Here is a 26399-nt window from a genome sequence, read left to right on the forward strand (position 1 = left end):
AAAGGGCCCCACGATAGGGGGCCCTGAATTTCCTTTTGTAAGTTAGACTTAATCGCCGCCGCGCACCTTTGCGCCGCTGACCTTGGCGCCGCTCACTTTTGCACCACTGACTTTTGCTCCGCTTACTTTCGCGCCACTGACCTTTGCGCCGCTCACTTTGGCGCCGCTAATGGCCGGGCTGTCAAAGCCGAAATAGATGTCCAGCAGGACCTGTTCGAACTGACCGGTCATCACATCCATACGCATGGTCTGGTCGGATTTGTCATACTTCCAGACTCGAATTTCGTCTGCCACCTGATAATCTGCTGCAGCAACACCGCCAATACCCGGCTCTTTCGGTGCTCTGGATGCATCGTCTGCAGGTTTTGCAGGATCAGCGACCAGCTCACCTTTACCATGAACCAGAAAAATCACCGGCTCTGGCATATCGTAGTAGGTACCTTCAAAGGCAAAGCCATAAATTTTGGCGAAGCGAGGTCCCATGTCTCCTTTAGCTACGCCAAATTGCTTGTCCAGATGCTTGTTATCACCCTTTCCGCCGGACGGAATACGTTTGTACTCTAAATCTTCGAGCTCACGACCGTATATCAACACTTCTGAAAAACTGAGCAAGGATTCAGGCATATTTCTCTCTCCCAATTACGGGATCGACGAAGCCAGAATCCTCATCTCCCCCTCAAATTAAACCCGAAAAGAAAATTCGGGCAAATGCGTTCCAAAAATCTTCTTCCGATTGCATGCCACAAAACCACTTAAAAATAAAGGATTTTGCACGTCATTCCGGCACCTTCGTGCGAACCGAGTTCGAGTGGCTTTCTTCCTCGGGATCGGGAAGACGCGGTCCGGCAGATGTCAGGCCAATATCACGCGAGCGGAAGTTGCCTTCAATGATGTTACGGAACGCGCCACCAGTGATCTCTTGGTCAACCGCGAGCAGAGCTTTTTCAACGCCGAAATAGCTGAGCATATCTGCGTCCAACCGCTCCCACGTGTCAGCCAGATAAGACCCCAGATAGTCGCGTGCTTCAAGCAAAGCGATGCGGAACCCATCGGGGTTTTCAGCGTAACGTGCATCAAAAATACCCTGCATAACCTCGCTGTAGTCCGGTGAATCCTCCAGCTGATCGGACAGGTGTTCTTCTTCGGGTGAGATCAGGTCATGTAGCAATAGGCGTTCATGGTAGATGTCCACGAAAATGTCGAACATAGCCCCGGTCAATGGTTCGGACAGATCGTGTTCGCTGGTCCATCCTGCTGCAAACTCGGACAGGGACCGGGTGTTGGCGGCAACTCGGATCTGAGCGTTTTCTGACAGTTCCGCAAATCGGTTCAAACGGTTGAACGTGTAAAGATTGCCCCGTGTGTTTTCCAGCAGGTCATCGACAACCGATCCGAAATGCAACGAGGCCAGCAGGGCCACCATGTCAGCCGCGGATTCGTGAAACCCATAATACTCACCCGATGCATCCCCATTCGAAGGCATGCCAATGACACTGTAAATAATGGCGTGACCGATTTCATGGGCGACCACGTCAAAGTTCAGGCTGTAAGGGCGGTATTCGTTTCCATGTTCATGTGTGCCGCCCGTTTCCAGAAACCCCCAGCCAATATGCGCGTTGTCCAGACTGGGTAGCAGCGACAGTTCAAGCCGGTCGAAATCGCGCGCAAAATGCCAGGGGATCGGCCGGTCGAAATAACCTTGCCACACATCCATTGTAAAATGGGCTGACCCGAACAAATGCGCGGCCTCAAAAGCGGGATCGGTTGGGGCAATATGAAAAAAATTCCCGAACTCATCTGGCATCGCAGGCGGCTGGACGTACCCGTCCCATGGCGGCAGATACATGCCGGGTCCATTCGGCCCCGGAACGATGGCGCCGTAAGGTGTTGTTTTACCGACAGGATTGACGGTGTACATGCGCGGCCCGGATGGCCCCGGCCCAATGCTGCCTTGCGGAGCTGAAATCTCGACAAGTTCCGGCTGGATGCCGGGTTCCAGAAAAGGCGATTGCGGATACAACAGAAACCGTGTGCCGGGTTCTTCAACGTCTACATGCTTATGTACACTCATCAATAGACCCCTCGTGTCTGACGGCAGTCTCTTGGCTTTTGGGGATGTCCGCACAGGACTTCCTGCGGCAATACAAAAACTCTGCTTCGATCAATTTATCAAGTGCCGCGCGTCCGGACAGGCCAAGCGAAGCCGCGTAGCTATCCAAGTTATCCGGTACATCCTGTTTCAGGCGCGTTTCAAAATACCACAGGATCATTTGCAGACGATCCGCGCCTGAACGGTGTTCGTTCACAACAGCGGCTTTTTTCTTGGCGTCCGCCCGATCTCGTAACTCGACATATCTGCCGGTACGTTTCAATTCGGCCAACAACGGTCCGTGCAACTGTTTCAAGCGCGCCGCGACCGTCGCATCGATGCGCGCAGCATCCGCCAAAATGTCCTCGTACTCCGCGAGGTTCAGATCATTGGACGCCAACCATTCTACCAAATGCGTTTTGTGAGATAGTCCTGCGTTGGCTCTATGGGTCGTCATTTGCCGGATCAGGGCGTCACGATCTGGCTTCTGATCCTGCTCAGCGGCTTCTTCTTGGGCAATCACGCTCAGTACGGCACGGTTCCGCAGTTCTGAGTAAAGGTCTGGGTTCAACCTCAATTCGTCGATCACCGCGTGGTTTTTGACCTCGTCGACGTCTATACGATTGCGTAGCTGCTTCCAAACCAATGTCGTCTCGGTCCGCGTTACAGGGCTTGGGGGGAGGGTGCCCTGCGACAGACAATCCGCCATGAGTGCGAGCATCGCGCGTGCATCGTCTGCCTTGGCATCAATTTCGCCTTCAGGCAACCAATCCACGAGGGCCGTAACGCCGGGCAGATCCTTCAGCACTTTGCCGATGTCCTGCCACGTGCGGTGTCGGTAGTGTCTGGATTTGGCATGTTCCAGTATTTTTGCGGCGCTTTCAGGAGGTAGTATCCCTGCGGATTGCGCATATTTAACAGTGGCTCGGATGGACACCATCGGTGTGCCGAGAGGTTGAAATCCCAGCTCTGCCGGGCTGTGCAAAACGGCAACCTCATCGTCATCATGCAAAACGCCGCTGCGGTAGTCCTCAAAAATACTGCCAACACCGATCATTCCGAAATCAGCGAGTTCCGCAGCTCGCAAGGCACCCATGCTGGCGCTGCCAAAGACAGGTATCCCTTGCTCCATCGCCCATAAAATTTCTTTGTGCCAAACCGAGGGCACACCTTCAAAAAACCCATCAATGATCCCGATGGCCTGCGGCCGGTCCTTTGCTACTCGATAGACATCACCTTGCCGAACCGGTGGCAAAACCGTCGCATTTAGGTGTGCGGTCACCTCGTGTGATGGCAGGGTAGGGCCTACAAATATGGCGATCGTCATGCGGATGCTTCCCTGACCCGCAGTGCTCTTTTGCCGGCGACATAGTCCGCGTCGTCATGCGGTGCCTCCAAGCCCGGTACGACCGCTCGTACCACCGAAAGATCGTATTCGGACCGGGACAGGTCCACCACTACCACCTGAGAAATCCCGACAACCTCCAACTGGTTCATAAGCAACGCCAGGTCATCCTCGAACGTGTCGGTTGAATGTGTCGGGCAGTCTTTGAAAGCCTCTGTCGGAGCTGAACTGTCGATCAGATTTCGAATATATCGACACCGATCCGTTTTTGCCTGATCGGTGAACTCTTCCGGGTCCAGGTCGTCGCGCGCGCCCGAGATGTAGGTCAGCCGCGTTTGGGCGGCCTCTGTCACTGCGCGCAGCAAGGCGATTGCACGGTCTGGGTGACATCCGTCGCCGATGCCGATGTGTCCTGGCTGCCCACCACTTTCACAGATTACGCAACGAAAGCTGGCAATACCGATATCCGACGTCGTGTTCCACAACCCGATCTCTAGATTTGCGTTTGACACCATTTCGATGGCTTCCTGGCATCTCGAGTCGTCGATGGTTTCGGGATCAAGCCGCGCAGTTTTGGGTCGATGAGACCACAGCGTCGTTGCGTCGCGCTCAATCAATTCGCAAATTGCATGGCAACTGGCCTCGGCGACATTGTTACCCGAAGCCAAGCCGTTTGTCGTTCTGGGAAAGGCGCGCTGCCCAGCGAGTGGAGCAGCGGTGTAGTCGGTATCCACCATCTCAAGGGGAACCCAGCAGGCGTGTTGACGGTTCAAGTCTCGACCTTCAACCCAAAGCATGTTGCGGTTTGGATCAAATTGCGCGCCAATTACCCGAGGAAGTCTGTCCACATCCACAACATCCACTTCGTCGATCAGATCTGTGTATCTCGCCAGCCGTTGCGGTAGACTTACACGTTCGGCATGCCAGGATTCGATAGCTTCCATAACGCCCGATGCCTGCGCTGCCTGTAGCGACAATCCTTTACCCAGCGACACTGCAACAGACCGGGAGTTTGGGCGCGCCACCATAACGGTCGGCAAACCGATCCGATCCAGTCCAGTCAGATTTGCAATCCGAGTAATACCCATTTCTCGAAGAAATGGTTGCACGACGCTAAGTGTTTGCCCCGGGTCGCGCAAACGATGGGTATCATGCACGTAGTTCTTTTGTGAGTTATCGGTCATTCCATCGACCTTGCCAAAACAAACGTGCAGGTTAGCACAATAAAACAAGCTATACGTAAACAGGATGGTAGATGAATTCGCGCGGGTCAACCTTACTGGTTCCCGGTCGAGCGTTCGGAACAAGCTGGTAAGTTTCCGTGTTCTATATTGAACGTTAGATGCATTATCAAAGTTTCCGGTGTTGATCTTCCCCCATGTCGGAGTGCGTAAACAATGAGACTAAATTATTGAGATACGCCTCTGATTGAATTCAACACCCTAGTTTTTGCCCTCTTTGCGTGCCTCGACGATCCAAACGTTACAAGTCGACGTCAGAAAGCGTTGAAGTATTCGCTGATTTCTGGTCGTGTCGCAGTTAAGCGGAAGGCCAAATTGGCCTCGTCGTAGCCTGGATACCGGCACAGGTTTGTATTCCTTGGGCTTGGTCGATCAGCAGATCGCCTTGCCCCACTTTACTACCCAGCGACTACTTCCGTTGCTGTCGCAAGATCTGCAAAGCAGACACGTTATTCCAAATTTCACGCGCATGCTCGTACTTCACAGTAACCGGTGCCGGACGTAAATGCGGGGCGCTCAACACGCCCCGCACTAGTCTCTATCGACCCCCCGCTTTGCCGGGAATGTTCAAGCGCTTGGCCGCACGCGGCGATGTCTTCATACGCAGGTCGCGCGGCGGCTTGACTTTGGCTTTCACTAACTTGGCGGTTTTAGCTGTGTCCTCCACAGCAGGAAGGGCCCGCCCGAGGGCGGTTTTTGGTGGTTTGAAGGGCATGATGCACCTCATGACAAAAGGAAGCTGAAGTCGCGCAGATGCACGACAGTTAACGCCCACAAGAGGCTAGCGTCGTTTGTCCATTGTCAGAGTCCTCCGCAGGAGTTTTTCAACGCGCATTCTGCCAATCCAGGTCAGCGCGCGGCGGGATCAGAGTGTAGGCTGGTCCATTGTTAGAATCTCCTTTGCGAATGGTGGGAGCGTCTCAGACTACAAGGCATCTGTCAAACTTGCCCATTGAATGGGTTCAACTGTTGTCAGACGGTCGAGCTCGGCCCAAACCGAATAGAGATCAAGTTCGGTAGACTTAAGGGCTGGCGCCGGGTAGCAAAGTGATACGACAGATGCCCAATGGTCTGCCTGTCCGCAATCGCACTGGCTGCTATCGTAATTCTCTAACTATGAGTCCTGAGCCTAAGGCGTCTTCGCCGTATAGTGTTTTTAAGCAAGATGGGGGAAAGTCGCAATCCAATCAAAATGTACCCATTTGCGATTCACAACTCCGATAATAGAGATTATGTAAAATAAACCGGCTATCTTGGTGAACGTAGACGCGATTGCCAAGGTCTTCGACACAAAAATTGCACGGCAAGCTTTCTTCCTGCCAAACTCTCTTCGATGCATGTGGCGCTACACCGAAGAGAGAACGTGGCCAGATCCAGATTGAGCTGTATCCACCACACAACCGCGACCTGCATTCAGCCAAGCGCGATCTCACAAAGACTATCGAACGCAACTCTTTCAAACCAATAGGAAAACCATTTCGATCACGGATTTGTCAACAAACGCGCGATCGGTCCGAAATTGTAGATATGACGCTGCTTCTGAATGCCTCCCTTATGTTGGTCTATGTCAAGTATGAGCAGCGCGCGCTGAGCGCCCCGCACAACGCCGGCAAGCGTGTTAAGTACGGGTGCCAAATCCTGCCCCGGATTTGTAGATCACAGCAATTGTGGGTAAATTCATCGTCAAGCGCAGGCTTAGAACCGGGCCGAACACGGCTTCAGCGATTGTCGCTGCATAAAGTGCTGACGTCAGACAGGCTGGACCTCACACCACTAAACATGTCCAGCAGCGGCAAAGAACGAATGGGCAAGATCAGCAAGAAAGGTGGTCGCTTCATCCGGAAGCTTCTGGTCGTCAGTATGACATCACGTGCGGTCATCATAAAGCGCCCACCCCAAAAACTTGATCTCTGTTCCGCGAAGATCATCGCGGACAAGTCCTTCCGCCTCACAACAACCGAAATACGAAAAAAGTCGCCAAGATCGTCTGGTCGATGCTCACAAAGAAACAGGAATACCAGCAGCCCTCAATCTATTCGCGCAAGCTGTCCACGAAATGCAAGACGTAGAAGTGATGATGCGGAGTTAAGTCAACCAAGAACAATGACAGTCCGTGAATATCAGCGTTCTTTGTTAAGGTTGATAAACCGATTGGAACCTCGCTTGCGCAATTCATCAGAGCCAGTTGCGACAACACTGCCCCACGCAACAGGCCGAACAGACAATCGTAGTGACAATAACTCTGCAAAAATCGCCAGCAAATTTTTGCAATGCAGGATCCATCCAAAGCAGTCATCCACCATCCAACGGCGATGCTGCCGGCGCAATCCAAGTTCCAGCCATTTTCTGCACGTGCGTAATTCCTACGAACTCAAACTCACAGTCTGCCGACGAAGTGAGCATTCGCCGCGCCTGAGCCAATTGCGGCTTTCATGACATCAACAAAAAGGTCGCAGGCGACCGGTATCCGTCTTAAACAGCTAGTGGGGTCCAAGGTTAGGGTGCTCCAGTCCGGAGCTTGTAATTGCCCAGAAACTTTCGGCGTCTTTGTCGGCAGCGGCAAAAACTCGTGGCCATTTTTGCCGGCGGCAAGCATACGCCTGTTTGCGGGCACGGACGTTCGCGGCGAAGCAACGGCTTATTCTGGGTCAATGCCTCAATCTAAGAGCACCTTGAGCTCAGAGCGGGCTTGCGGCAATACAGTGCGTCGTCTGCCGAAAGAGAGCGAATACTTGGGAAAAGTAAGTTTGGCCGGATCTGGTAGGGTCAGTTTTGGAAGTAAAAGTCAAATTTTTCTGACATCCCTCAAGGTGTTGAACGTCGTGATTGTTTGACTCGATCGCTGGGAATTTCTGGGGCTTTGCAAGGCTGTTGTTCAAGTAATACCGGTCCAAAAATCAGGGATTTCTAGTCCAATGGTAGTTGAGTGCACGGCGTCACTATCTCAACCTTGTCCCAAAAGCCAAGCGCAATCCGAGGGCCCGCTGTTGATGACCTGTGCTTTTCTCGGAACTCTTAGCCATGACTGTACACTTGGGGCAAATTCGCGATGCGTGGGTTGCAACCAGCTCGTGTCGTCCAGAGATCCTGGCTTGAGGCTGAGGTGATCAGCCGCCTTGCTGGCTTGGTGACGGATGCGGACGCCACAATCAGGGCAAAACGAATTTGTAAGCACCTGGCTACTGTCGGTCTGTCACTGAAAGGTCTTCAGGTCCCCGACCGTGATCTGAAAGTCAGTGGGGTGAATGCGCATGGATATGCCAAAAGCGCTTCCTGACTGGATTTGGAAAATTGTGCAATGACATACGTAGGTTACAATAGAATCGCCAGTTACGACCTACCGAACTGATCCGCATTCGCAGCCAACCGGGTGGTTTTGCCGGAGGACGTCTGGCCCGTCAAAAGAACGCTCCACTTGGCTTTGACAGCCGCTCGCAGAAAATCTCCAAACCCGCCATTTTCGTAGGCATGAAATACGGCGACATCTTGCGGGTCCACACCTGTTTTAAGGACGACCATGTTGGCGATCAGATCCCGCAGCCCTTCATCACATCGTAGGGCGGCAGTTCCTTGGAAACAGCCTGGCACAGGGCGATAGCTATACCATCCACAATGGCGGGTTGTCGCGTGTGATCGCAAGTCCGCTGAAAAGTGCGTATACTGCGCATAAGCCGTGTGTTTCTTCTATTTTGTTTCAGTTGGAGGATTTTCGAAATGGAAACCAGACAATCGGTATTCGATGGCGGGCTCTACGAACTGACAAAAACGGTAATCGAGACCGAAACTCTTTTTTCAGATACGTTCCTCGACGAACCACCCGCAACGATGCAGCTAGCCCAAACGCCCGTGCCGAAAGGCCGCCAGGCGAATGTCAGTCGGACCGCCATTCTACCCCGTGAGACATTGACGGTAAAACTTGTTTTCGATGGTTCAGCGCATCGGCAGGTTGTAGATGAACTGGACAATATTGGCGGCAAAATCGTTTCGCGCGGCCCAAATGTCGTACTGGCCAATATCCCCAAAGAAAACATAGCTGAACTCGATAGAATTCCTGGCCTGCGGCGTGCCGAGCTCAGCCGCAAGCTGCACATGCTTCTTGACGAGGCGCGCGGCCCGGCGACACGCGCCGACATCGCCGCGGCCAGCCATCCAACACTTACCGGCTACAACGTCGTCGTCGGGATTGTCGACAGTGGTGTCGATTGGACCCATCCGGATTTTCAAAGTGGTCCTAATGACAGTCGGCTTGAAATGTTCATCCATGCGAGGCGCGATCAGGCCAGCGATCAGGACATCTTTGATGTATTCGACAAAAGCCAGATTGACAACGCTCTCGCCGGCGGCGTTGGTGTTCCACAAGGCGATCTCAACGGTCACGGCACACATTGCTTGTCGATTGCTGCTGGCAATGGCCGCGCCTCGAACGGCGCCCAATTTCGAGGTGTCGCACCGCGAGCAACCTTGATGGGCGTGCGGTCGGACTCATTGTTTGACACTCACACGATTGAAGGAATCCGGCGTATTTTTGACGCCGCTGGAGACCGCCCAGCCGTAGTGAACCTGTCGCTTGGCGGCCACATCGGTCCGCATGACGGGACAAGTGCGCTGGAGAATGTTATTTCCAAGGAAAGCGGGCCTGGCCGGATCGTAGTCGTGGCGGCCGGCAACGAAGCACAGGACCGCATCCACTTTCGGGGTGTACTGATTGAAGGTGCTGCGCTCGATATCGAGTTTACCATTCGCGATTCTCCTCAATGGATCGACATATGGATTCCACGCGGAGACGAGGTTGATGCCTCGGTAGTCGACCCGGACGGGAGCCAAATTGCCCTAAACGGCCAACTTCAAGAATCAAGTGCGGGCCAGTTCATTGGGGATATGCGACAGGATCAATTCAACGGCGACACAAACCTGTTCTTCGCGGTCGGAGCTCTACAGCGAAACCGCCGCTGGACAATCCGACTGTACGCGACACGGGTTATTCAAGGCGAGGTCCACGCATGGGGACATACAGCTGATTTCGACAACGCTCGGAACATCTTCATGTCGCAGAATTCACCCCTCTACTCGATTGGCATGCCAGCGTCGGAAGAGCGCGCGATCTCGGTCAGCTCCTTCGTCAGCCGCGCTTCGATCTTGCCAGGCGGTTCGTCTGTTCCCGGGCTTTCAGTAGGGCAAATTTCACCATTTTCAAGCAACGGACCCACGCGAACAGGCGTACAGCGCCCAACTATCGCTGGCCCGGGGCAGCATGTGGTCGCCGCATTGGCCAGCAACAGCTCGATGGCAACCGATCCAAGATATGCGTCGCGGCGCCTGCCTGGAAACAATTATATCTCCATCCAGGGCACCAGCATGGCGACCCCTTTCCTGACCGGCGTGATAGCGCTTATGTTGCAACAGGAACCCAATCTTACACCAGAGGACGTGCAGTTGCGGCTGCGGGCCACGGGTCAGCGCGACGACGATACCGGCGCTGTGTGGAACCCAGCTTTTGGTTACGGCAAAGTCGATGTCGAAGGGCTCTTGAACTACTCGGTGGTCACCTAAACCTTGAGAGTAATATGACAGACAAAGGCGAAAACCCAAAGTCGAACAAGCTTCCGGCCAGTCTGACTGCTTGGGCGGAAAGTGGGGATCCGAACGAGACACAAACCTTGATTTTTCGGATCGCTCCGAACACCGACCCGGATAGCGTTTGCGATAAGCTCGACAAGCTGGAGGTCGTTGTGACCAGTGCCGGACCGGCGGCGATAGTTGGCGCAGTCTCGCGCCTCAACCTACCGCGCGTAGCTGACATAGACGAAGTCGTGAGTATAGACACCTCCAGGCGCCTATCGCCAAAGGCAGATGGAAACCCGGCTGACCTTTTGTCGCCAAAGCGGGGAAAGGGGTTTCGCCTACCTTAAGGAAAAGTATCTCACATCAAAGCCCTAGTTTGTGTCCCGTATCTGCCTTCATCTGTGGAGCTGACTGGACGCCAAGACGCTACAAATTTCACGGCGCTCGCCTAGGACGACCCAAAGCCGACTTTCAGTGCGGCGTTGCGAAGCTGCGAAGGCACACCGCATTCACTAAGCCCGGACTAACAACGGCCACAAATTCCAAGTTGAGTTTCGGTCAATCCGCAGCAGCTGACAGGAATGCGACCGGCTTTGTTTATTAGCCTGTCACGATTTGAACATACACCCCCTATCGGCATCGATTGGGCCGACCGTTGTTTCGCGCAACCTGATTGCCCCACCGCAGCAGATTGACGTTGCAATCGTCCCGGTCGATCAGAACTTCGATTAGGCACAGACCATCATGATCCATAGCCGTTTCGATCGCCTTGTCCAACTCGCCTTCTGTTGTCACCTTACATCCCCAGGCGCTGCCCTCCCCGGCGCTGAACACGTCGATCAGGCCCGCATAATCCCAGTTCTTGATGGTGTTGTAAGGCCCGTCGTGGATTTCGACTTCGATCGTATAACCGCCGTTGTTGATGAGGAAAATAATCGGCTTTGCGTTATACCGGATCATGGTCGAAACCTCTTGGACGGTTAGTTGAAACGAACCGTCACCGATGCATGAGATTAGTCGGCGCCCGGCATTGCCCAACGCGTATCCCAGCGATGCACCGACAGACCAGCCAATGGACCCGTATTGCATTTGTATCTCGAAACGGCTCCCTTCGGGCAAGGTGATCTCCATCCCGTTGAACCATGAGTCCCCCGTCTCAACGAGCAGCGTGCTATGTTTGTCCAACATCTTCTGAACACGGGCAAACAGTTGCCGAACCGTCAGCGCCGTTTCGGGCACTCCGGGCTCGGGTAGGCTTTGCGGAGTTCTGACACGTTCAAATGTCGTGACCGCGCCATCATTCGGCGTCAGCTTGTCCGCCAGCGCATCCAGAAACTCGTCCATACGAACGTTGCTGAAATGGGTGTCACCCAAAAGAACAGAGGTCGGATGAACCATAACTGCTTTGCCGGGATCAAAACCAAGCTGGTGGCCGGTAGTGGTATAGTCGGTGAAAACGGGGCCGACAAACAACAGCCCGTCCGCGGCATCGACAATCTCTCCACAGCCCGGTGTGCTTACAGGTCCCCAATAAATCCCCATAAAGTTTTCATTTGCTTCATTCAAAAAGCTTTTGGCATTGGGCATGGATGCCTGTGCATATTCACAGGTGGCAGCAAGCCCGCGCAACGCAGTCTCTGCCTGACCCGCGCGGGTTTTGCTTCCGGCGATCAGCACTGGGCGCACTGCGGCGTTCAGAAATTCCGAAACCTGCGCCACAGCGGTTGCCAGAGTGTTCGGATCACTGCTGGATCGTCTCGCAAAACTGCGCGGCACGGGCGCTGATGTGGGCGCACCGGCTATGTTTGAGGCGATTTCGATGTAAACCGGTTTGCGCCGAAGCATTGCGGTGTCGATCGCCCGGTCGATTGCCACAGGGGCAAGGGACGGATGATGAATCGTGACGGCCTCGGCCGTGACACGGGCAAAGATCTCGCGCTGATAGTCGTAGTCAACCTCTCCCAGCGTGTGATGCAGATATTCCCACTCAGCCTCAGAATTCGTGTTTGGCCCTCCGGAAATAGCGATCAATGGAAGATCTTCGGCATAAGCGCCCGCAACAGCATTCAAAAGGCTCAATCCACCGACCGAATAGGTCACAACCGCCGCGGACGGCCCTCCTGTCGCACGGGCGTATCCGTCTGCTGCATAGCCTGCATTGAGCTCGTTGCAGCAACTGACCATGTGCAGATCCCGGTTACACAGCAATTCATCCAGAAGAACCAGGTTATAGTCACCCGGGACCACAAAGTACTCTACGATCCCAGCTTCTTGCAGTCTTTTTGCCAGGTATGATCCGACGGTCCAGCATTCTGTTGCCATGCCATTGTTCCAATGCAAATTGAATAAAACTGCACACATCCTATTTCCGAAAGCTGGTTTTGCAAAACCTAGAGTATTGGGAGTGTCTTCAAATTTGAAAAGTTGGCATCCGAAAGCTATCCTAGACTAGAATGACACCCCTTCTTGGGACTCACGCCCGACTTCCGTGCAAGCGCACCATCAATGCCGCCTCCGTTTTGCTGTCAGGCTCGTGACACCCCAAACCTGCCGGCCTGCGCACGAGTGACCAGTCTGGCGGCGTATCTCTCAAACAATGCGTTCATCTCGAACAGCAGTGCTTGTCCACCAATAGCTCCAGCAGTGGTTTTCTGATGCCGGTCTGTGAGAAGCAGTTGAGCAAAAAACTCGCCCCACCGCTGACGTGCCCGTTCAAAAGTGGCCTGGTCCGATCGCAATGCATGGACGTAACCCTCAGTCACATCCGCATAAGCAAAGCCAATTTCACGCAGCATTCGTTTGTCGTCGGCGGCCGTTGCAAGCGTGTCACGGCGCCAAGCATAGCCTATAAGTTTTCAGCTTTGGAAAGAACATCCAGGCAAAACCTTAAGGGAGTGCTTTTCGGCAGCGAGCAGTAACCTTTTGTAGGCAAGATGTCCGAAGGTGAACTTCCACCTCCGATCAGTATAAGGAGGAAATCCTCCAAAGGCGGCAAAAGCTCATTTGAGTTTGCTGCCGTCTCCTCCAACGACAGTGATTGAAACACGCCAAAAAGCGGAATTTCGATAGTGCCGTCGGTGCCCTCGGGATATTCGTGCAGGTATTGTCGCGCTCCCCAGACAGGTTCAGTGAAAAAGTCGCGATAGTAAGCCCGGTCCAACTGACTGAACTGAATCCCCAAACCTTCTTGTTCAATTTTCCCGCTGCGGACACTCTGGTAAATGTCCCTTATTTTCTCATAGACTTCAGGCCATCTCACGGCCTCAACTGTGGCGCTTAGTGAGATAATCGCCTTTTTCTTTCCCATGACAACGAAGTCCGAGCGTGGATCGTAAGCCGCGCGCATTTCCTGGCGGATAATACGAAACATCTCGGATCCTTGATTAGCACCGATGTAATCCACCAAGACATTTGTCCCAATCTGTTCAGTCTCATCTGCAAACTTTTCAGCTTTGACAAAAAGGATCAGCATCTCGGTAGAGTCAGGATCGGCAAAGTGAATGACACCCTTCGGAAGGGTGAAATCTTCCTCATTGGCGCCAAACAACGCATCAGCCCATCTTGCGAAAGGCAATTCCCACTTACCCTTCGGGCGGGGAAGCTTGTTGACCAATCGAAGAGTGCGGCGTTCTACTTCTTGATCTCCGGATCGTAGAATTGCCTGAATGGGCCGGCCAAAACGAAACTCGCCATCCCCCACTTCAGCAACTGCGTCGCCAGGTTCGTACTCCAGGAAATGCGCCACTTCCTTCAGAACATCTTCTGGCCTTCTGGTTCTGGTAGACTTGATAGAGCTGGAATGCTGCAGCTCTCTTGCATACCAGCCGTCCGAGTATTCCGGCTCAAGCAAGAGATTTTCGAGGTGTATGATGGTCTCTGGAAAGACTTCGTTTGGCGCCGAAACAGTGAGCATCAGACTATGGCGACTTGTTTCAACGAAATGCTTGATCCCCTTCAACTGCCTGTATTCAGCAATTTTGTAGGAAGAACGGCTTGATGTTCCTCCGGAAACTACGCTTGCGAGACCGGCACGTAATGCGGCCACCCGATCCTTTGTCGGTCGATCAATCGGCCAAACCAGAGAGAGTTCTGAAATGCCGTTTCTCAGAGGCTCCAGATAAGTAATTTTCGCATCACCGGTCGTTGCAATCAATTCTGCTCGGGCCTGCTGCGCTGACAACAGGCTGAGGACCATTAAGAGAGAGGAAATGAACTGGCCTTTGAGTGTTTGCATGTTAATCTGCTTTTTCGGCCAACACGACAGATGTGGCCGATGGCTTGATGATCTTTTCCGCAAAATCAATAACATCCTGATCTGTCGTTTCGTTCAAGATGTCGATAAATACCGACGGGCTGACAGGGGGGAAGCCATCAGAAGCCACATTCGTCAGGAATGATAGAAAAGCTACGGGTCGGCGCGCGGCATTCCGGGCTCCAACGACCTGCGTCTGGCGCGCTTGATTGATCTCATCCCTGGTGATCGGTTCGTTCAACAAATTGGCCAGAGTCTCTGCCAGATGACTGTGCGCCATGTCCAAGCTGAAGCCGGGCATCAGGTGCAAATCTATGGTAAGTTCCAGATCAGCGTTCTTGGCAAAAAACCAGTCAGCGTCGACGCTGAAGATACGCTCGTCTTGATAGTACAGGGCCTTATAAAGCCTTTCGTTCAAAATATCGGTGGTGATAAAAAATGCGCCCTGCATATCGATGCTGGTTGATCGATTTTCGAAGTCCACGAATTTCGCAAATTGCACTGTGTCATGCGCCAACTTGTCCGACCGAATGCGTTCAACAAACCTAAGCTCAGGATCTGGTTTGTGGTCTAACCAGCGTTTATGAGGGGCCTCAGAAGGTTCTGTGTCCCCAAATATTCGCGCTACGAGTTCTTCGGCTTTACCAGGTTCAATTTTTCCCGATACGATTAACGTCACATTGGATGGCGTATAGTGTGTTTCGTGAAACTGATAGGCCTTCTCAAGGTTCAAATTGGGAAGATCTTTAATGGTGTTGTTTGCCCGGCCGCGTAGAGTGCCATAGAGGTTTTGAAGCGCAATTCTTCGGAGCCAGCGGAGCGGAGACTGCCTTTCGCGCAGCAGAGTTTCACGCTGTACTATATCAATTTCGCTTTTCGCAAATCCTGCAGGCAGTGATGGCGTGTCAAGAACGGCCCGTGACAACTGCAACAGCATTTCTATGTCAGAAGGCACGCCGGAATTCGTGTACACTGTTGATACGTTGTGCGTTGTCGCATAGATGTCGCGCTCTCGGGGCTTTCTGAGTATTGTGGCGTCCGCTGAAAACGCGGCCAGATGCTCTGTTAGATGAGCGGTCCCAGATGGTTCCGGATCATCATACGCCCCCGAAAGAACAATTAGCTGTACGTCCACGCGGTCGAAGTCATCTCTCGGAACCACATAGGCTGCGTATAATCCGCCTTTCTCAGAAAGAGGGATGACGCTCTGAGCTTGAACAGTTCCGGCAAGCACCAAGAAGTAAAGCGTAAAAAACAATACGACTGCGCGCATCATAATCCTTTGAACTTTATCACTTCAGCCAAAAGCTCAGTCATCAAGCATTCAACGAAAGTAGCAATGAATTGCAGAATGCTTGTGGGATACGAGCTGCATATTCAAGATGCCTGTCAAAAACTTGTCGAAGTGTGTTCGAATCGAGACCAAACATGCCCGGCGAGACCGGTTGCCTCCAGGCGGCTCTGGCGACTTGGGTATTTGCGTTGGTGATTGGTGAACTTTAGTCAGCTGCAATCTCAAACATCGGGATTGCCGAGTTTTCTGATTAGCATATTTGATCGCGACGCTGCTTCGGCTACATCCCAGACAGACCTGCATTGGTGTTTAATAGAAACTGGCGGAAAATCGGGCTGCTTGCCGCCCCGATGCCACGGGCGTTTTCCCCAACCGCCGCGGCTTCCACGACCGGAGGAATCAATCCGCGCTTGTCCTGATTAATTAAGTAACGGCGCACCCTTGAAACCAGTTCTTCCCGGACGCCCGGCGGGAACGCGCCATCGATGAAAATCGCCTCAAAGTCGATAACAGCGCAAATTGAAAGAGCGGCTTTGGCCAATTCCTGTGCGGTCGTTCCGATCCAGGGCTCAACATAGCGCGAAATGTTGCTCCAATCCTGGGGCTTTTTCCACAGAATGCCGGGATCGACTCCGGCTTCGATCAACCTGTCCTCAAGCAGAAACAGCGAGGCGGTGTCAATCAGTTGCTGACTTTCACCCAATGGACCAGTTGTACGCATCGCACCCAAAGCACCGGCATTGCCTTGATTGCCTTCGAACACCGTGCCGTTCAACGCAACTCCACCGCCGATCATCGAGCCTATGAAGAAGTAGAAATAGTCGCGATACTCAGCCCCTCGACCATAGAGGTGTTCCGCATGACACGCGGCTGTAGCATCGTTGACCACAAAAACCGGCAGATCGCTGAACTTGGCGACCTCAGAGAAGAAGTTCACGTTTTTCCAAGAGCTGAACTTCTTGGCCGCCTGCCCCGACAGATCGTGCCATTTCCAAAGCTCGAACGGGGTTCCAATACCGATCCCGCACACGCGATCGCGAAGTTTCTGCGGCTCATGAGCCAGCAGCGTATTCAGTCCCGATTCCAGAAACCCGAATACGGCTTCGGGATGAGGATAGTCGTAGGTGGTAGAAACCTGACGGCGCGGCCTGCCCTTAAAGTCGATCAAAAGCAGGTCGGCACTGCGCCGCCCGATCTTCATCCCAACTGACAGGATGCCGTCGGGGTTCAGCTCCATCGGGATCGAGGGCTTTCCCACCTTGCCGCGCAAAGGGGTTCCGCGCTTTAGGATCTCATCCTTTTCCAACTTGCGCAAAATGATGGATACGGTCTGAGGAGACAGGCCCGTCAGTCGCGCGACGTCGGCCCCTGCCGCAGGTCCATGCCGTTGTAAAATCGTCAAAATCAGCCGTTCGTTGTGATCGCGCACACCGCTTTGACTGACCCCTCCGGTTAGAATTTTGAGCGCCTCTTTCTCCATAATCCCGAACATAAACACCTTGTTTTCTTATGAAAAGACACTCAGGTAAATTAATAAATAAACTTTATTTATTTATTGACAGAGAGACCAGAATCACAGTTTCTTGAACAAGACCTTCATTGGAGGATGGAGGCGCACCTCGCAGGCACGCCGTGCGGGGCGACAACAATTTTCTGGGAGGACAACATGAGAAATCTACTCAAGCTTGCCGCGTCTGCGACCGTACTGACGATGGCTGCGGCGTCTGCTCAAGCCGCCGGTGAAACCGTCTGCCTAATCACGAAGACCGACACCAATCCCTTCTTTGTGAAAATGAAGGAAGGTGCGACCGCCAAGGCCGAAGAGCTGGGCATGACCCTGAAGGCATTTGCTGGAAAGATCGACGGCGACCATGAAACGCAGGTTCAGGCCATTGAAACCTGCATCCTTGACGGAGCAAAGGGAATTCTTCTGACGGCGTCTGACACAAGCTCGATTGTCCCCGCCGTTCAGCAGGCGCGCGACGCCGGCCTGCTGGTCATCGCATTGGACACACCGCTCAGCCCGATTGATTCCGCGGACGCAACTTTCGCGACGGACAACTACAAGGCTGGTTTGCTGATCGGACAATGGGCAAAGGCTAAGATGGGTGATGGAGCGGCAGACGCAAAAATCGCAACGCTTGATCTTAATGTCAGCCAGCCGACAGTGGACGTTCTGCGCAATCAGGGCTTCCTTGACGGCTTTGGCGTGGACCTTGCCGACCCCAATGTCATTGGCGATGAAACAGATGCCCGTTTGGTCGGCAGCGATGTGACCGATGGCAACGAAGAAGGCGGCCGCCGTGCGATGGAAAACCTTCTGGCCAAGGACTCAACGATCAACGTGGTTCACACGATCAATGAACCTGCCGCGGCGGGTGCCTATGAGGCGCTGAAGTCCATCGGGCGCGAAAACGACGTACTGATCGTTTCCGTCGATGGCGGGTGCCCGGGCGTACAGAACGTGCAGGCCGGGGTCATTGGCGCCACAAGCCAGCAGTACCCACTGTTGATGGCGTCGCTTGGAGTTGAAGCCGTAAAGAAATGGGCCGACGAAGGCACAAAGCCTGAAAACACGCCTGGAAAAGACTTCTACGATACCGGCGTTGCGCTCATTACCGATCAGCCTGTTGACGGAGTGGAATCTATCTCGGTCGCAGAGGGCCTGGAGCTCTGCTGGGGTTAAGGAACTGCGTCAATTGATGAGGCGTTCCAAACCGCCTCATCATTCCCATCACCTCAATTCGAAACTTCCTGTAAACTGGCCTCGTGGCCGCAATGCCAGCCGCGAAAGGGGGAGAGATGTCTGAAGCAAACCAAGGTGCCCAGGAATTTGAAGCTTCTGCAAGTCGCACCGAAACTGTTGCAGAGTTCGAAGACCACCGGCGTGGCGTACTGGGAAAGCTGCAGCATCTTCTGCACGTCAATCCGTCTTTTGTGCCTCTTATCGTTCTGGTTGGCGCAATGTTGGTTTTTGGTCTGCTTTTGGGTGCAAAGTTCTTCTCGCCCTTTGCAATGACCCTAATCCTCCAGCAGGTTCAGATTGTCGGCATCGTCGCCGCCGCTCAGAGCCTTGTGATCCTGACAGCGGGCATAGACCTGAGCGTCGGTGCGATCATGGTGTTCTCTTCGGTCATCATGGGGCAATTCACCTTTCGATACGGCATTCCGGTACCAATTGCGGTCATGTGCGGCCTTGCCATGGGCACGATGATTGGTGCCCTCAATGGTTGGCTGGTCAGTCGCGTTAAGCTTCCCCCGTTCATCGTCACTCTTGGAATGTGGCAGATCGTTCTGGCCACCAACTTCCTGTATTCCGCGAACGAAACCATTCGCAGTCAGGACATCGAAGCAAGCGCCCCCTTCCTTCAGTTCTTTGGCACCAAATTCAGCATTGGTGGGGCGACCTTTACCGTGGGCGTCATGTTCATGCTCGTCCTGATCTTTGTGTTGGCCTATGCGCTCAAGCACACTGCATGGGGCCGACATGTCTATGCTGTCGGAGACGATCCTGAGGCGGCCGAACTGTCTGGCGTCAACGTCCACAGAACCCTGATGTCCGTCTACATGTTGTCCGGCCTTATCTGCGCCTTTGCGGGTTGGGCTTTGATCGGCCGAATCGGGTCGGTCTCTCCGACATCCGGTCAACTGGCCAATATCGAAAGCATCACCGCAGTTGTGATCGGGGGCATCTCTTTGTTCGGCGGACGAGGTTCTATTCTAGGATCGCTGTTTGGTGCGTTGATCGTTGGCGTCTTTACCCTTGGGCTGAGGCTGCTTGGTGCCGATGCGCAATGGACCTTCTTGCTGATTGGTCTTCTCATTATCGCCGCGGTCGCGGTCGACCAGTGGATCAGAAAGGTATCGGGCTAATGTCAGACACAACTCCAATCGTCCAGGGCCGCGGGATCGTGAAACGCTATGGCCATGTGACTGCCATCGACCATTCTGATTTCGAGCTACGTCAAGGAGAGATCCTTGCGGTTATCGGGGACAATGGCGCGGGCAAATCGTCTATCGTCAAAGCGATCTGTGGCGCCACGATCCCGGATGAGGGCGAGATTTTGATCGAGGGGAAGAAGGTCAACTTCACCTCCCCAATCGATGCCCGTAACATGGGGATCGAGATCGTCTATCAGCAACTTGCAATGTCCCCTGCCCTGTCGATTGCCGACAACATGTTCATGGGCCGCGAGATCCGCAAACAGGGTTTCATGGGAAAATATCTGCGTCAGCTTGACCGGCCCGCCATGGAGAAGTTCGCCCGTGAAAAACTGACCGAGCTTGGCCTCATGACCGTTCAGTCGATCAATCAAGCGGTTGAGACTTTGTCAGGCGGTCAGCGCCAGGGCGTTGCTGTTGCACGCGCCGCCGCCTTTGCGACCAAGTTCATCATTATGGACGAACCAACGGCCGCATTGGGTGTGAAGGAAAGCCGCAAAGTGTTGGAACTCATCCAGGATGTGCGTGCACGTGGCATTCCGATCATTCTGATCAGCCACAACATGCCGCATGTTTTTGAGGTTGCGGACCGCATTCATGTGCACCGGCTGGGCAAACGCCTCTGCACGATTGATCCAAAGGATTACACGATGTCCGATGCTGTGGCCTTCATGACCGGTGCCAAGGAACCTCCTAAAGAAGACGCGGCGTGATCAATCATGAGGCGCGGCGCATTTGCAATCTGATCTCTTCCTAGGTGCAGGTTGGGGTTCGAATGATTTCCGCATTCGCCGCGTCCACCTAAATCCGCTAAGTCGACACTGGCAGATAGTGTTGTGCAATCGTTGAACGAGCAGCCGAGCTCCTCGGTTGCCCAATGGGCTAAAGCTCAAGATTGAGACGTGGATTGGGCTCGCTGTAGCCCTCCTCTAAAGCGAGTTCGGACAGGGCGTATGAGCCCTGAGCTGACTTTGACCACGCTTTAGTAGTTCGCTCATACAGCAGATGTTAAACCCCAGAATCCGGACGTTTAGAATCCGTTGGTTAACGGTAGGTGAAGGACGAAAGCTGCCGTTCACCAATAACGTGCTATTCAGAGTTCATGTCGGACATGATCCAAATTGCTTCCTTAAGACCAAGTTCGAATAAACTTGAAAGGTTGGCCATTGAGGCAAAAGAGCAAGGTTATGCTTTTGTTAGTCGGCTGGCCAATGAAGCCAAATCTGGCAAAAACAATTTCAACAAAACTGGCGAATGGTCTCTTGGGGTGTACCTTGAGGAGGTATGGGTTGGATGTGGTGGGATCAACGTCGATCCTTTTACCGACCAAGATGTTGGACGTCTCCAGCATGTTTATGTTCTGAACGCTTACAGAAAAAAGAATCGCCCGCAAATTGGTGAAACACCTTCTGGACCACAGCAAAACCACGCCTAAAACCATCAGTCTTGGCACCCCTTGTTCGACTCGCCCATAAGGCGCACACTAAGAAAACACACCAAATTGCGCCCTGGGTGCGCACCGTGACACGCTTCGCGGCCGGGACGCCTTCGATAACACGGAGGAAACCATGACTATTGCAACTCGCCTGAAACGCCATCTGGAAGCACATGGACTCCCATTTGACATTGTTTCGCATCCCTATGCTGCAACCGCAAGCGAGTGCGCGGAAGCGGCGCATGTGCCCGGCGATCACCTTGCCAAATCAGTGCTTATCCACATGGAGGAAGGCCCGATGCTTGCCGTTTTACCCAGCAATCATCAGGTTGATCTCACTGCTCTGCAATCGATGATGGATCGTCGTCTCGGTTTGGCCCCAGAATCCGAAATGAGTGACCTGTTTGATGATTGCGCGCTCGGTGCAGCGCCACCTGTGGGCGAGGCCTATGATGTGCCTACAGTTGTGGATAACAGCCTTACGGGGCTTGACAAAATCTGGTTTGAAGCCGGCGACCATAAAACCCTGGTTGAGATGCGCGGCAAGGATTTTGACACGCTAATGAAAGATGTCAGGCACGGCTCTTTTTGTTGCATGCACTAGGTGCCCGAGAAGTATCTCGAAATTTGAGTTGAGAGGTCTTGGAACAGGTTGCGGCTTTGAACTCCTTTCCGTCCCGCGCTAGATTCAGTGTGCCCTTCTATTGCGATCGCGGCCCAGAGCCGACCTTGAGCGACGGCGTCCGATGCTGCGATTGCAGCCCGCTTTCCGGACATTCGCTGCGAAGCAGAATACACACAGATCGAATTGGCGAAACGCGAAAACATCTGCCTTAAAACGCAGCATAGCAAAGTCCGCTTTTGAACCTGGAGTTCGAATACGGAGATGTTGTTTCAAGAGATTGGCTTAAACTGTCTGCCAATCCGAAATGAAGGTTTACAACTACATTCGCTGCCGTTTCGGTTTTCTTAGCGATTGAACCACTCAAGTAAGGGTGCAGGATATAACCACCTGCTTCACACACCTTGAGCTGTGATCAGTTGGAAATGTAGAACCTGTTCATTTCGTCAGGTTCTACTTTCCATAAACTGGCCCGCGACTAGGCTAGCTCACGAGCAATGTGACGTGCCTGGGCCTGAGCTGAGGCGACCGAAGCTTCGTGACGCTCATCGGCGAATTCCTGGTACTCGGCCGCAGCTTCGAACATCCGTTCTGCTCCCAGGTACTGGCGCAATGTGCTGATGTGCGCAGAAAGGTGACCCGAGTCATTGCGAACCCCACCGTCCTCAAAACCGAATTCACCAGCCGAGGTCAGCAGCACCAGGGTTTTGCCTGACATGATCGGTTCCAGAGGGAAGTCGCCACGCGCCAAATCAAACGTAAATGTCTTATTGATCCGGATGATCTGATCAAACCAAGCCTTCAGGGCTGCGGGCATGCCGTAGTTGTACATGGGCGTCGAAATCAGCAGGATGTCGGAGCGGTCGAGCTCGTCAATCAGCGTATCAGACAAGCTAACCAAAGCGTTCTGTTCAGGAGTGCGTTCCTCTTCCTCAGTGAAAACGGACGCAATCCAATCGTTGGAAATAAAATCCGGCGGGGCCACTCCGACGTCACGCAGAATGATTTCGACGTCCGGATCAACCGTTTTCCATTCTTCTACGAAACTATCCGCCAAAGCGCGGGAAATGGAGTTATAGGCTGCAACAGGGTTGTCGGTGCGGCGTACGCTGGCGTCAATTCTCAGGATTGTGGTCATCTTGTCACCTAGTCAGTTTGCAATAAACCATTCAAAGGTGAAGCCAGAGAAGCGCAGGTACAAATGAAGAGAATTCTGAATAGAGTGAACTGACCTCAGCCATCTCTAATCGCTAAAAATTTCTTCTCCAGATGAGACGCCGTCGCAAGTGCATCCGCGTCCCTATTGGGAAAGGCTAATACTTTGCATGCGAAAGAACTCCTGATTAGGGGTTCAGAAACGCATGCTTCTCGGCAATTTAGAAATGACAAAAATTCAAGCGACGGATTAGATCGTTACGGACGCGCTAGTCTTCAAAGAACCTTTGACCGACGGCGCTGTCGCGAAACTCATCTGCTTGGTCCAGTAGCCATTCCCGGAACACACGAACGCGTGCACGATTGGCGTAAGTTTCCGGGCACACGAGAAAATAGCTCTTGTTCTTCAATGCCGTGTCAAAGGGGGCGACCAGCATATTGCGTTCCAGAAAACGCGCGGCGGCCAAAAGGCTGACCAGGGCCACACCATGACCATCGCTTGCCGTCAGCAAGCAGATGTGTTCCTCGGAATAGGTGACATAGGGCTCGACATCACCAGTCTGCAAGCCAGCCGCGTCCATCCAGCGCTCCCAACTCGGATCCGCATCAGAAAACCCGCTCCATTGGTATTCGACCAGACGAGACTTCAGAAGATCTTCGGGGGAACTCAGTGACTTCGCCTTTTCCACGCTGCAGACAGGGGCTACCCAGTCATTCAAGACCCAAGCCACATAGCTGTCAGGATAATCGCCAAAGCCATACCGAATGGCCACATCCACATCGCTGGACTTGAAATCTACCAGCTGATCGCTTGACAGAACCCTTACCGAAATCTCCGGGTATTTCTCGTAAAAGCCTCGTAGCCGTGGGCTAAGCCAGTTGGCGGCAAAAGACCCGGTTGTTGAGATTGTCAATGTGCCTGCAAGGTCGTCTTCCTCCAGCGCGAGAGAGGCAGCTTCGATGTTCTTGAAGGCCTCAATTATGTGGGGCGCGTAGTTGGCCCCATCCTCCGTCAGTTTCAAGGCGCGGGTCAGCCGGTGGAACAGGGGTACCCCAAGTTGATCCTCCAGCGATTTGATCTGATGGGAAATGGCAGTCGGAGTGACGCATAGTTCATCGGCGGCATCCTTGAAACTCAGATGCCGGCAGGCCGCTTCGAAGGCCTGAATGCTTTTCAACGACGGTATCTTCGCCATGACGCGCGGCTTTGCTCTCCTGATGCGACGCTATTTCGTCGCTCTACTCTAACCCGATTACCAGTTGACATGTGGGCAAAATTCTCACCGGTGAGGTGAAAACATCTAATTTGAAAAGATAGGGGACCAAGGTAGAGCTTTCGGTTCTTCATGTCTGAAATCTCCTGCGTGCGGACTGTGTCTGCTTTGCGGGACATAGTGTGAATTCGCAGCATTTGCGCGAAAGTCCGCTACTCAGCAGACGGACGTATCTTGCTTGAGGTTGGCTCAGCTATTGAAGTTGCTTGAAAAACTGGGTTAGTGCGTAGATCCCCACTACAATGCCAAACCACGGACGATCATTCCTGACGTCTGGTGAATGCGCAATTTGTCTTCCGATTTATTTGTGGCCTCAGCAATAGCTGCTTACTTGTCCGTTATTCCAGCTTGCCACTTGTGTGCCAGCCAGCTTAACCCAAGCACAGCCACCAAGAGCATAACCTGACCAGCAATGTCAGTGGGTTCCGCCTTGACGCCCATGGCCGTTTTGCCATTCACCAGCAATCTCCACAGTCCAAACCAGCCATAGGTCAAAACCGCGCCAGTCGCTGCGGCAACAATATGCAGCGGCCGCCAGCCTTCGGCACGAGACCAGGTGGCGAAAGCAATGATAGCCACTGCATCAATAACAAGGAAAACTGTCAGACCCAATTGCGCATTGATTTTATGGTCTGGCGCGTAGTGAAACCAAATCATAAAGGCAGAGGAGAGAACGAAAGAAAAGGCGGTAACGAGCCAGATAGAAGGTCCACGATCCGCATCAATTCCAGCGGTTTTGGCGGAGGGTTTAAGCACAACTCGCAATGCCAGAAACACCAAGATCAGCGCCAGCATCACCACTGTGCCGTATTGCATCGGCGAAGAGACAAATTTGAACCGTTGAATGGTTGAGGCTGTCGTACCTACTAGCCCGAGTAGTGCAAGCAACCCGGCACCAATAAGCAGGGGCCGATTCAACCACGGTTCTTTGGCTCGTTCACCGGCAAAGCCCTCGGCCAGTGCAATTGGGGTGCTGATAGTCCAAACGGTATGGAGTGTCAGGATGAAAGCCGCGTAATTGAAGGATGTGCCAAGGGATTCAATAAAACCGTATTGCAGAAGGTCGGCCCCCGCAAAATGGGGATTGAACAGGGTTTGATTGACGATGCCCTCATAAATCAACCCGCAGGCCAACGCCATGAGCAGCATGCTAACCCATCCGCGCCCTGACCGCCGGACCAACTCACGCACAAAGAGTGCCAGAGCACCATAGAGCGGAATGAAGATGCCCAAATACCCAAGCTGCCGCACATTGAAATCCCCTAGGAGAAACTCCGCAATCAGCGGAGCTGTGATCAGCAGCACAATGGCGGGGGCGAGTTTTTTGAAACTCATTTCGCGTTCCTAGATCAAACAGTTACCCATGCGTTTCGGCTATCTTCTGCCACGTAAAGTAATCAGAGCAAAAGTGGTCACCGTAACAACCACAGCCAAAGTTGTCGCAGCACCTTTTGAGCTTTGAAAGCTGCTGTCCATAATCGTGGACATGATGAGAAAGAACGCAGCGGATCCAAGCCCGGCTGCGACCGAAACAATAATTCTGCGCGACATGCGATCTTCCTTCGATTTTCCAATCAGTTAGTCATGGCATACTACAGACCCCAATAGATTGACTAAAATGCGTTAGATCAGACATTGGTGCACCGTGCAGCATCTGGCTGGCAGGCCTGCGTCGCTCGGATGGAGAACGGCCCATTACGCAGGCTGCTTCATTTCCGCACTTCGATATACAACTCTCAATATGGATTTGATGCCTTAATGGCTTCTAATGCTTCGAGCGTCTCGCTCAAACCTGGGTCAAATGGCGCCGCATTCAAACTGGGTCTCCGACTTGAAACAGGCTTGCCCGACATCAACAAAGAGACCGGGCAGAAAAGTGTCGATGGTGCCCATAAGATTTGCCCCTTTTTAGCCGCGGTTCGAAACAACATCGCAGTCGATTTGGCGTTGAAATGATCTGTTGATGGGTGGCGTCACGCAGTGTTGGAGTGGCGGCAGAACAGTGTTAGCAAACGAACGTCATGGGTGACGCCGCCTATCTGAAAGCACATTCGATCGTGGTTGGCTTGAGTGCCCGCGTAGCTCAATTCGCCGAGCTTCAGGACGCCTTGGCAATAACTGAAGCCGTTGGAACCTGATTTCCCAAGGTTGTCTTTACGGGCGGCCCAAATGTATGTACGGGCTGCTG

General features: G+C 53.2%; 21 protein-coding genes and 1 pseudogene. 6 read left to right on the forward strand and 16 right to left on the reverse strand.

The genetic code is table 11. From position 1 onward, the window contains the following. Positions 1-48: 48 nt before the first annotated feature. The 6 genes and pseudogenes from GOW16_RS13290 to GOW16_RS13320 form a co-directional block, all read right to left on the reverse strand. Positions 49-624, reverse strand: coding sequence for a pentapeptide repeat-containing protein (locus tag GOW16_RS13290; protein ID WP_170415742.1), 576 nt, complete (start codon positions 622-624; stop codon positions 49-51). A 151-nt stretch (positions 625-775) separates the two neighbouring features. After that, the gene (locus GOW16_RS13295; RefSeq protein ID WP_170415744.1) at positions 776-2071 is read right to left on the reverse strand and encodes a hypothetical protein; all 1296 of its coding nucleotides are present in this window, start codon (positions 2069-2071) and stop codon (positions 776-778) included. Further along, the gene (locus GOW16_RS13300) at positions 2058-3416 is read right to left on the reverse strand and encodes a TfuA-like protein (protein WP_170415747.1); all 1359 of its coding nucleotides are present in this window, start codon (positions 3414-3416) and stop codon (positions 2058-2060) included. Before GOW16_RS13300 ends, GOW16_RS13295 begins: the two co-directional genes overlap by 14 nt. After that, positions 3413-4618 carry a YcaO-like family protein gene (locus tag GOW16_RS13305; RefSeq protein WP_170415749.1) on the reverse strand — a complete coding sequence of 402 codons (1206 nt, stop codon included), beginning with the start codon at positions 4616-4618 and terminating at the stop codon, positions 3413-3415. Before GOW16_RS13305 ends, GOW16_RS13300 begins: the two co-directional genes overlap by 4 nt. A 3001-nt stretch (positions 4619-7619) precedes the next feature. Further along, positions 7620-7994, reverse strand: a pseudogene (locus tag GOW16_RS23085) (GFA family protein). Between the two features lie 11 nt (positions 7995-8005). Continuing rightward, positions 8006-8194 (reverse strand): Flp pilus assembly complex ATPase component TadA, encoded by a 189-nt coding sequence (locus GOW16_RS13320; RefSeq protein WP_170415753.1) that lies wholly within the window; start codon positions 8192-8194, stop codon positions 8006-8008. A 195-nt stretch (positions 8195-8389) separates the two neighbouring features. Between GOW16_RS13320 and GOW16_RS13325 the strand changes: the two genes are divergently transcribed. Continuing rightward, positions 8390-10225, forward strand: a complete 1836-nt coding sequence (locus GOW16_RS13325; RefSeq protein ID WP_170415754.1) for a S8 family serine peptidase — start codon at positions 8390-8392, stop codon at positions 10223-10225. A gap of 642 nt (positions 10226-10867) precedes the next feature. Here GOW16_RS13325 and GOW16_RS13330 read toward each other — a convergent pair. The 5 genes from GOW16_RS13330 to GOW16_RS13350 all read right to left on the reverse strand — a co-directional run bounded on the left by GOW16_RS13330 (position 10868) and on the right by GOW16_RS13350 (position 17263). After that, positions 10868-12559 (reverse strand): thiamine pyrophosphate-binding protein, encoded by a 1692-nt coding sequence (locus GOW16_RS13330; RefSeq protein WP_170415757.1) that lies wholly within the window; start codon positions 12557-12559, stop codon positions 10868-10870. 203 nt (positions 12560-12762) lie between these two features. After that, entirely contained in the window at positions 12763-13032 is a 270-nt protein-coding gene (locus GOW16_RS13335; protein ID WP_170415759.1) for a hypothetical protein, read from the reverse strand. Between the two features lie 50 nt (positions 13033-13082). Further along, on the reverse strand, positions 13083-14471 hold the full coding sequence (locus GOW16_RS22670; RefSeq protein WP_217354612.1) for a hypothetical protein: 1389 nt from the start codon (positions 14469-14471) through the stop codon (positions 13083-13085). A gap of 1 nt (position 14472) precedes the next feature. Beyond that, entirely contained in the window at positions 14473-15762 is a 1290-nt protein-coding gene (locus GOW16_RS13345; protein ID WP_170415761.1) for a M16 family metallopeptidase, read from the reverse strand. A gap of 301 nt (positions 15763-16063) precedes the next feature. Further along, positions 16064-17263, reverse strand: a complete 1200-nt coding sequence (locus GOW16_RS13350) for an ROK family transcriptional regulator (protein ID WP_170415797.1) — start codon at positions 17261-17263, stop codon at positions 16064-16066. Between the two features lie 186 nt (positions 17264-17449). Between GOW16_RS13350 and GOW16_RS13355 the strand changes: the two genes are divergently transcribed. The 5 genes from GOW16_RS13355 (at position 17450) to GOW16_RS13375 (ending at position 21764) form a co-directional block, all read left to right on the forward strand. Then, the gene (locus GOW16_RS13355; RefSeq protein WP_170415763.1) at positions 17450-18469 is read left to right on the forward strand and encodes a sugar ABC transporter substrate-binding protein; all 1020 of its coding nucleotides are present in this window, start codon (positions 17450-17452) and stop codon (positions 18467-18469) included. Positions 18470-18585: 116 nt separating this feature from the next. Further along, complete coding sequence (locus GOW16_RS13360) at positions 18586-19656, forward strand: ABC transporter permease (RefSeq protein ID WP_170415765.1); 1071 nt, start codon at positions 18586-18588, stop codon at positions 19654-19656. Continuing rightward, positions 19656-20438 (forward strand): ATP-binding cassette domain-containing protein, encoded by a 783-nt coding sequence (locus GOW16_RS13365; protein ID WP_170415766.1) that lies wholly within the window; start codon positions 19656-19658, stop codon positions 20436-20438. The genes GOW16_RS13360 and GOW16_RS13365 overlap by 1 nt, the downstream gene beginning before the upstream one ends. Before the next feature lie 389 nt (positions 20439-20827). Continuing rightward, positions 20828-21160, forward strand: coding sequence for a hypothetical protein (locus GOW16_RS13370; RefSeq protein WP_217354613.1), 333 nt, complete (start codon positions 20828-20830; stop codon positions 21158-21160). Positions 21161-21293: 133 nt separating this feature from the next. After that, positions 21294-21764 (forward strand): aminoacyl-tRNA deacylase, encoded by a 471-nt coding sequence (locus tag GOW16_RS13375; RefSeq protein ID WP_170415771.1) that lies wholly within the window; start codon positions 21294-21296, stop codon positions 21762-21764. Between the two features lie 496 nt (positions 21765-22260). On the opposite strand, the gene GOW16_RS13380 is transcribed toward GOW16_RS13375, so the two are convergent. From GOW16_RS13380 to GOW16_RS22675, 5 genes are all read right to left on the reverse strand, one after another. Beyond that, positions 22261-22920, reverse strand: a complete 660-nt coding sequence (locus GOW16_RS13380) for an FMN-dependent NADH-azoreductase (protein ID WP_170415774.1) — start codon at positions 22918-22920, stop codon at positions 22261-22263. A 286-nt stretch (positions 22921-23206) separates the two neighbouring features. Further along, a complete protein-coding gene (gene gcvA / locus GOW16_RS13385) occupies positions 23207-24133 on the reverse strand; it encodes a transcriptional regulator GcvA (RefSeq protein WP_170415776.1) in 927 nt (308 codons plus the stop codon). A gap of 405 nt (positions 24134-24538) precedes the next feature. After that, entirely contained in the window at positions 24539-25546 is a 1008-nt protein-coding gene (locus GOW16_RS13390) for a hypothetical protein (RefSeq protein ID WP_170415778.1), read from the reverse strand. A gap of 39 nt (positions 25547-25585) precedes the next feature. Next, on the reverse strand, positions 25586-25762 hold the full coding sequence (locus tag GOW16_RS13395) for a hypothetical protein (protein ID WP_170415780.1): 177 nt from the start codon (positions 25760-25762) through the stop codon (positions 25586-25588). A 422-nt stretch (positions 25763-26184) separates the two neighbouring features. Further along, the coding region (locus tag GOW16_RS22675; RefSeq protein WP_217354614.1) for a hypothetical protein at positions 26185-26399 on the reverse strand (215 nt) is incomplete at its 5' end.

The organism is Ruegeria atlantica, assembly GCF_013033965.1.
Taxonomy (GTDB): domain Bacteria; phylum Pseudomonadota; class Alphaproteobacteria; order Rhodobacterales; family Rhodobacteraceae; genus Ruegeria; species Ruegeria atlantica_D.